The organism is Pseudooceanicola lipolyticus, from assembly GCF_002786325.1.
In the GTDB taxonomy this organism is placed as follows: domain Bacteria; phylum Pseudomonadota; class Alphaproteobacteria; order Rhodobacterales; family Rhodobacteraceae; genus Pseudooceanicola_C; species Pseudooceanicola_C lipolyticus.
In genome coordinates this window covers 1-5100 of sequence record NZ_PGTB01000217.1, presented here as the reverse complement: position 1 = coordinate 5100, position 5100 = coordinate 1, and the positions used below count along the sequence as shown (strand labels likewise).

5 protein-coding genes are annotated in these 5100 nt (G+C 67.5%); 4 read left to right on the top strand and 1 reads right to left on the bottom strand.

Translation table 11 applies throughout. The annotated features are described in order from the left end of the window. A partial coding sequence (locus tag CVM52_RS23455; RefSeq protein WP_205965012.1) for a nitrate- and nitrite sensing domain-containing protein occupies positions 1 to 368 on the bottom strand: 368 nt, incomplete at its 3' end. Between the two features lie 239 nt (positions 369 to 607). Between CVM52_RS23455 and rpsD the strand changes: the two genes are divergently transcribed. From rpsD to CVM52_RS23435, 4 genes are all read left to right on the top strand, one after another. Continuing rightward, a complete protein-coding gene (rpsD, locus tag CVM52_RS23450; RefSeq protein WP_100164760.1) occupies positions 608 to 1228 on the top strand; it encodes a 30S ribosomal protein S4 in 621 nt (206 codons plus the stop codon). A gap of 218 nt (positions 1229 to 1446) precedes the next feature. Next, entirely contained in the window at positions 1447 to 2862 is a 1416-nt protein-coding gene (locus tag CVM52_RS23445) for a homospermidine synthase (RefSeq protein ID WP_100164761.1), read from the top strand. Between the two features lie 160 nt (positions 2863 to 3022). Further along, complete coding sequence (gene hisC, locus CVM52_RS23440) at positions 3023 to 4108, top strand: histidinol-phosphate transaminase (RefSeq protein ID WP_100164759.1); 1086 nt, start codon at positions 3023 to 3025, stop codon at positions 4106 to 4108. After that, entirely contained in the window at positions 4105 to 5034 is a 930-nt protein-coding gene (locus CVM52_RS23435; protein WP_100164758.1) for a prephenate/arogenate dehydrogenase family protein, read from the top strand. Before hisC ends, CVM52_RS23435 begins: the two co-directional genes overlap by 4 nt. Positions 5035 to 5100 lie beyond the last annotated feature (66 nt).

The window sequence follows — 5100 nt, the reverse complement described above, 5'->3', positions numbered from 1 at the left end:
ACCGCCCGGGCCGAGACCTGCTGGCGCAGCCCGTCGATCTCTGCCGCGCCCTGCGCCAGCCGGGCCAGCGCGGCAGAGCCCTGTCCGGGTCCCAGTTCGGCGCGGATTCGGTCGACCGTCTGGCGCTGCTGCGCCAGCGGCGTCGCGAAACTGGCGCCCTGCGAGGCCAGGAACCCGGCGGAGAGGCCGCGTTCGAGCTGAAGCTGATGCACCAGTTCGCCGATCAGCGCCGTCTCTTCCAGCGCGCGGTCGACATGGCGCGCCGCCGACAGGTGGCCCAGCGCCGTCTGGATGCCGAGACCGGCAAGGATTGCCGCGCCAAGCACCGGGATGGCGACAATCGAGAGAATCTGGCGGCTCAGCGTCATCGGGGGCCCTTTGCGACGGTTGATGCCGAGGCTAGCCGAGGACTGCTAACAGGCGATTAAGCGGGCCCCGCGCCAGGGTGGCACAGACAGCCGTTGACTCCCACCGCCACCCGGCTATAAGCGCGGCTTCGTTGGTGTTGGTGGCCCCCGCAAGGGGATGCCTGTCACTCTCGCGCAAGCGGGGGGGAGGACAACGCCCTTCACAGCCCCTCGGGGCGCATATCTGAAGGAGATCAGCCGTGACCAAACGCACGTCTGCCAAGTACAAAATCGACCGCCGGATGGGCGAAAACATCTGGGGCCGTCCGAAATCCCCGGTCAACCGCCGCGAATACGGCCCCGGCCAGCACGGCCAGCGCCGCAAGGGCAAACTGTCCGATTTCGGCACCCAGCTGCGCGCCAAGCAAAAGCTCAAGGGCTATTACGGCGACCTGACCGAAAAGCAGTTCCGCCGCATCTATGCCGAGGCCGAGCGGGTCAAGGGCGATACCGGTGAAAACCTGATCGGCCTGCTGGAGCGCCGGCTGGACGCCGTTGTCTACCGCGCGAAATTCGTGCCCACCGTCTTTGCCGCACGCCAGTTCGTGAACCACGGCCATGTCCTGGTGAACGGCAAGCGGGTGAACATCCCCTCCTACCGTGTCAAGGAAGGCGACGTGATCGAGGTGCGCGAGAAGTCGCGTCAGATGACCGTCCTGCTCGAAGCCGTGCAGCTGCCCGAGCGCGACGTGCCGGATTACCTGGAAGTCGACCATTCGAAGATGACCGCCACCTTCGTGCGCACCCCCGCCCTGGGCGACGTGCCCTACCCGGTGGTGATGGAACCGCATCTCGTCATCGAATTCTACGCGCAGAACTGATCCTGCGCCGATCCGATTGCCACGGGGCCGCGCCGCAGGGTGCGGCCCCGTTTGCGTTTCGTCACCCGCCGGCAAGATCCTGCGGGCCGGGTCCGGCCCTGCGGGCGCAGCGCAGCTGCTGAAAATTTACGCTTGTGATCGGATGTGCGGGCTGCAAGGACAGGACCGCGCCACCGCCCCACCGCGCCGCAGGGCGCCGCAGCACGGAGACCAGAACCCTGACCCATCCTGTCTATGGCCGTATCGACGGCCCCATCGTGATCATCGGTTTCGGCTCGATTGGCCGGGGCACCCTGCCGCTGATCGAGCGGCATTTCGATTTCGACGCCGACCAGATGGTGGTGATCGAGCCGAACGAGGACGTGCACAACTTTCTGCACCAGCGCAAGATCCGCCATCTGCAGGTGGCGCTGACGCCCGAGAATTACCGCGAGGTGCTGGGCGAGCTCTTTGCCGGCGGGCAGGGGTTCTGCGTCAACCTGTCGGTCGACACCTCCTCGCTCGACATAATGAAATACTGCCGCGAATTGGGCGTGCTCTATATCGACACCGTGGTCGAGCCCTGGGCCGGCTTCTATTTCGAAACCACCGAAAACGCCCAGCGCACCAATTACGCGCTGCGCCAGAAGGTGCGCGACGAAAAGGCCGCCAATCCCGGCGGCCCCACCGCGGTGTCCTGCTGCGGCGCCAATCCCGGCATGGTCAGCTGGTTCGTGAAAGAGGCGCTGCTGACCCTGGCCAAGGATACCGGCCGCGACGCCACCCCGCCCACCAGCCGTGAAGGCTGGGCCAAACTGATGCAAAGCCTCGGCGTCAAGGGCGTGCATATCGCCGAGCGCGACACCCAGGCCCGCCGCCAGCCGCGCCCGCGCAATGTCTTCGTCAACACCTGGTCGGTCGAGGGCTTTATCGCCGAGGGCTTCCAGCCGGCCGAACTGGGCTGGGGCACGCATGAAACTTGGTTCCCGGAAAACGGCCATAAATTCGAGACCGGCTGCCAATCGGCGATCTGGCTGGACCGGCCCGGCGCGATCACCCGCGTGCACACCTGGTGCCCGACGCCGGGGCCGCAATTCGGTTTCCTGGTGACCCATAATGAGGCGGTGTCGATTTCGGATTACTATACCGTCGGCGATGCCGGCGCGCCCGATTTCCGGCCCACCTGCCACTATGCCTATCATCCCAGCGACGACGCGGTGCTGTCGCTGCACGAGATGTTCGGCTCCGGCAAGCAGCAGACCAAACACCACATCCTGGAAGCGGACGAGATCGTCGAAGGCATCGACGAACTGGGCGTGCTGCTGTTCGGACATGAGAAAAACGCACTGTGGTTCGGCTCGCGCCTGTCCAATGCCGAAACCATCGAGCTGGCGCCGTATCAGAACGCCACCGGGCTGCAGGTGACCTCGGCGGTGCTGGCCGGCATGGTTTGGGCGCTGGAAAACCCCGAGGCGGGGATCGTCGAGACCGACGAGATGGACCACGCCCGCTGCCTGGAGGTCCAGCGCCCCTATCTCGGCCCGGTCGAGGCGCATTACACCGACTGGACGCCGCTGCAGGACCGCTGGGAGCTGTTCCCCGAGGATATCGACGAAAGCGACCCCTGGCAGTTTCGCAACGTTTTGGCCAGCTGAGCGGCCGTCGCTGTCCCACCACCTTCCCAGCCCTCTCCCGGTTCAGGGGGAGGGGTCGGCGGGTCAGAATCGGGGCGGGCGGCGGGCGGCCAAGCGCGCAATTCCCTCTGGCCTTGCCCTGCCGCAGGGCATAGAACCCCCCGGAACCTCGGGGGACGCCATGGGAAAGATCGAACCGCAGCCGGGCATCATGGACATCGCGCTCTATCAGGGCGGCGCCAGCCATGTGCCGGGCCTCTCCGAGGTCATCAAGCTGTCCTCGAACGAGAACCCGTTCGGTCCCAGCCCCAAGGCGATTGAGGCGGTGCGCGCCGCCGCCGGATCGATGCACCGCTACCCCTCGACCGATCACGCCGCGCTGCGCGCCGCCATCGGCGAGGTGCACGGGCTGGATCCCGAACGCATCATCTGCGGCGTCGGCAGCGACGAGATCATCCATTTCCTCTGCCAGTCCTATGCCGGACCGGGCGACGAGGTGATCTATACCGAGCACGGCTTCTCGATGTACAAGATCAGCGCCCGCGCTGCCGGGGCAACCCCGGTGGTCGCGCCCGAGCATGACCGGCGGGTCGATGTCGCGGCGGTGCTGGCCGCCTGCACCGCACGCACCCGGCTGGTTTTCATCACCAATCCAGGCAACCCGACCTCGACCATGCTGAGCGCGGACGAATTGGGCCAGCTGGCCGATGGCGTGCCCGAGACCGCGCTGCTGGTGATCGACAGCGCCTATGCCGAATTTGCCGCAGGTTATGACGGCGGTGCCGCCCTGGCGACGGCGCGCGACAACGTGGTGATGCTGCGCACCTTCTCCAAGGCCTACGGGCTGGGCGGGATGCGCGTGGGCTGGGGCTATTCCCAGCGGGGCATCATCGACGTGTTGAACCGCATTCGCGGACCGTTCAACCTGTCGCTGCCGGCGCTCAAGGCGGCCGAGGCGGCGGTGCATGACCGCGCCTTTGTCGACAGCTATATCGCGGAAAACGCCCGGCTCAGGGTCTGGCTGGCCGATCGGCTGGCCGATCTCGGCGTGCCGTCCGATCCGGCGCAGGCGAATTTCATCCTCGCCCGTTTTGCCGACGCGGCCGAGGCCGAGGCCTGCGACGCCTTCCTGCAATCGCGCGGCCTGATCGTGCGCCGGGTGAACGGCTATAACCTGCCCGCCGCGCTGCGCATCACCATCGGCGACGAGGCCGCCTGCCGCAAGGTGGCCGAGGCGGTGGCCGCGTTCAAGGGGGCGGACCGGTGAGCGCACCGACCTATGGCCGCGTCGCGCTGATCGGGCTGGGTCTGATCGCCTCCTCGATGTACTGGGCGATAAAGCGCAACGGGGCGCTTGCGGGCGAGGTCACCGGCTATGCCCGCAGCGAGGCCACCCGCGCCACCGCCCGCCGCATCGGTCTGTGCGACCGCGTCTGCGACAGCGTCGCCGAGGCGGTGCAGGGCGCCGACCTGGTGGTGCTCTGCGTGCCGGTGGGCGCGATGGGCGCGGTGGCGGAAGAAATTGCGCCGCTGCTGAAACCGGGCGCCACCGTCACCGATGTCGGCTCGGTCAAGCGCGACGTGATCCAGTCGGTCGGCCCGCATATCCCCGAGGGCGTGTTCTTCATCCCCGGCCACCCGCTGGCCGGCACCGAACATTCCGGCCCCGAAAGCGGATTTGCCGAACTGTTCGACAATCGCTGGTGCCTGCTGGTCCCGGTCGAGGGCACGCCCGACGATCCGGTCGCCCGCCTGCGCGCGCTGTGGGAGGGGATGGGCGCCCATGTCGACCTGATGGACCCCGATCACCACGACCTGGTGCTGGCCGTCACCAGCCACACGCCGCACCTGATCGCCTATACCATGGTCGGCGTCGCGGATGACCTGCGCCGGGTCACCGACAGCGAGGTGATCAAGTATTCCGCCGCCGGTTTCCGCGATTTCACCCGCATCGCCGCCAGCGATCCCACCATGTGGCGCGACGTGTTCCTGACCAACAAGGACGCGACGCTGGAGATCCTCGGCCGCTTCACCGAAGAGCTGTTCGCCCTGCAACGGGCGATCCGCACCGGCGATGGCGACCACCTGCACGCCTATTTCACCCGCACCCGCGCCATCCGGCGCGGCATCATCCAGGCCGGCCAGGACACCGACGCGCCGGATTTCGGCCGCGGCAAGGTGGCCAAGACATGAGCGCGCTGCGCGGCAGTCTTTCGGCGCTGCTGTGCCTCGCCGCGCTGGGCGCCAGCGCCGCGCCCG

What these genes read in the sequence shown, in the direction of transcription:
- hisC (WP_100164759.1), top strand. Translation starts at nt 3,023, where the DNA reads ATGGGAAAGATCGAACCGCAGCCGGGCATCATGGACATCGCGCTCTAT.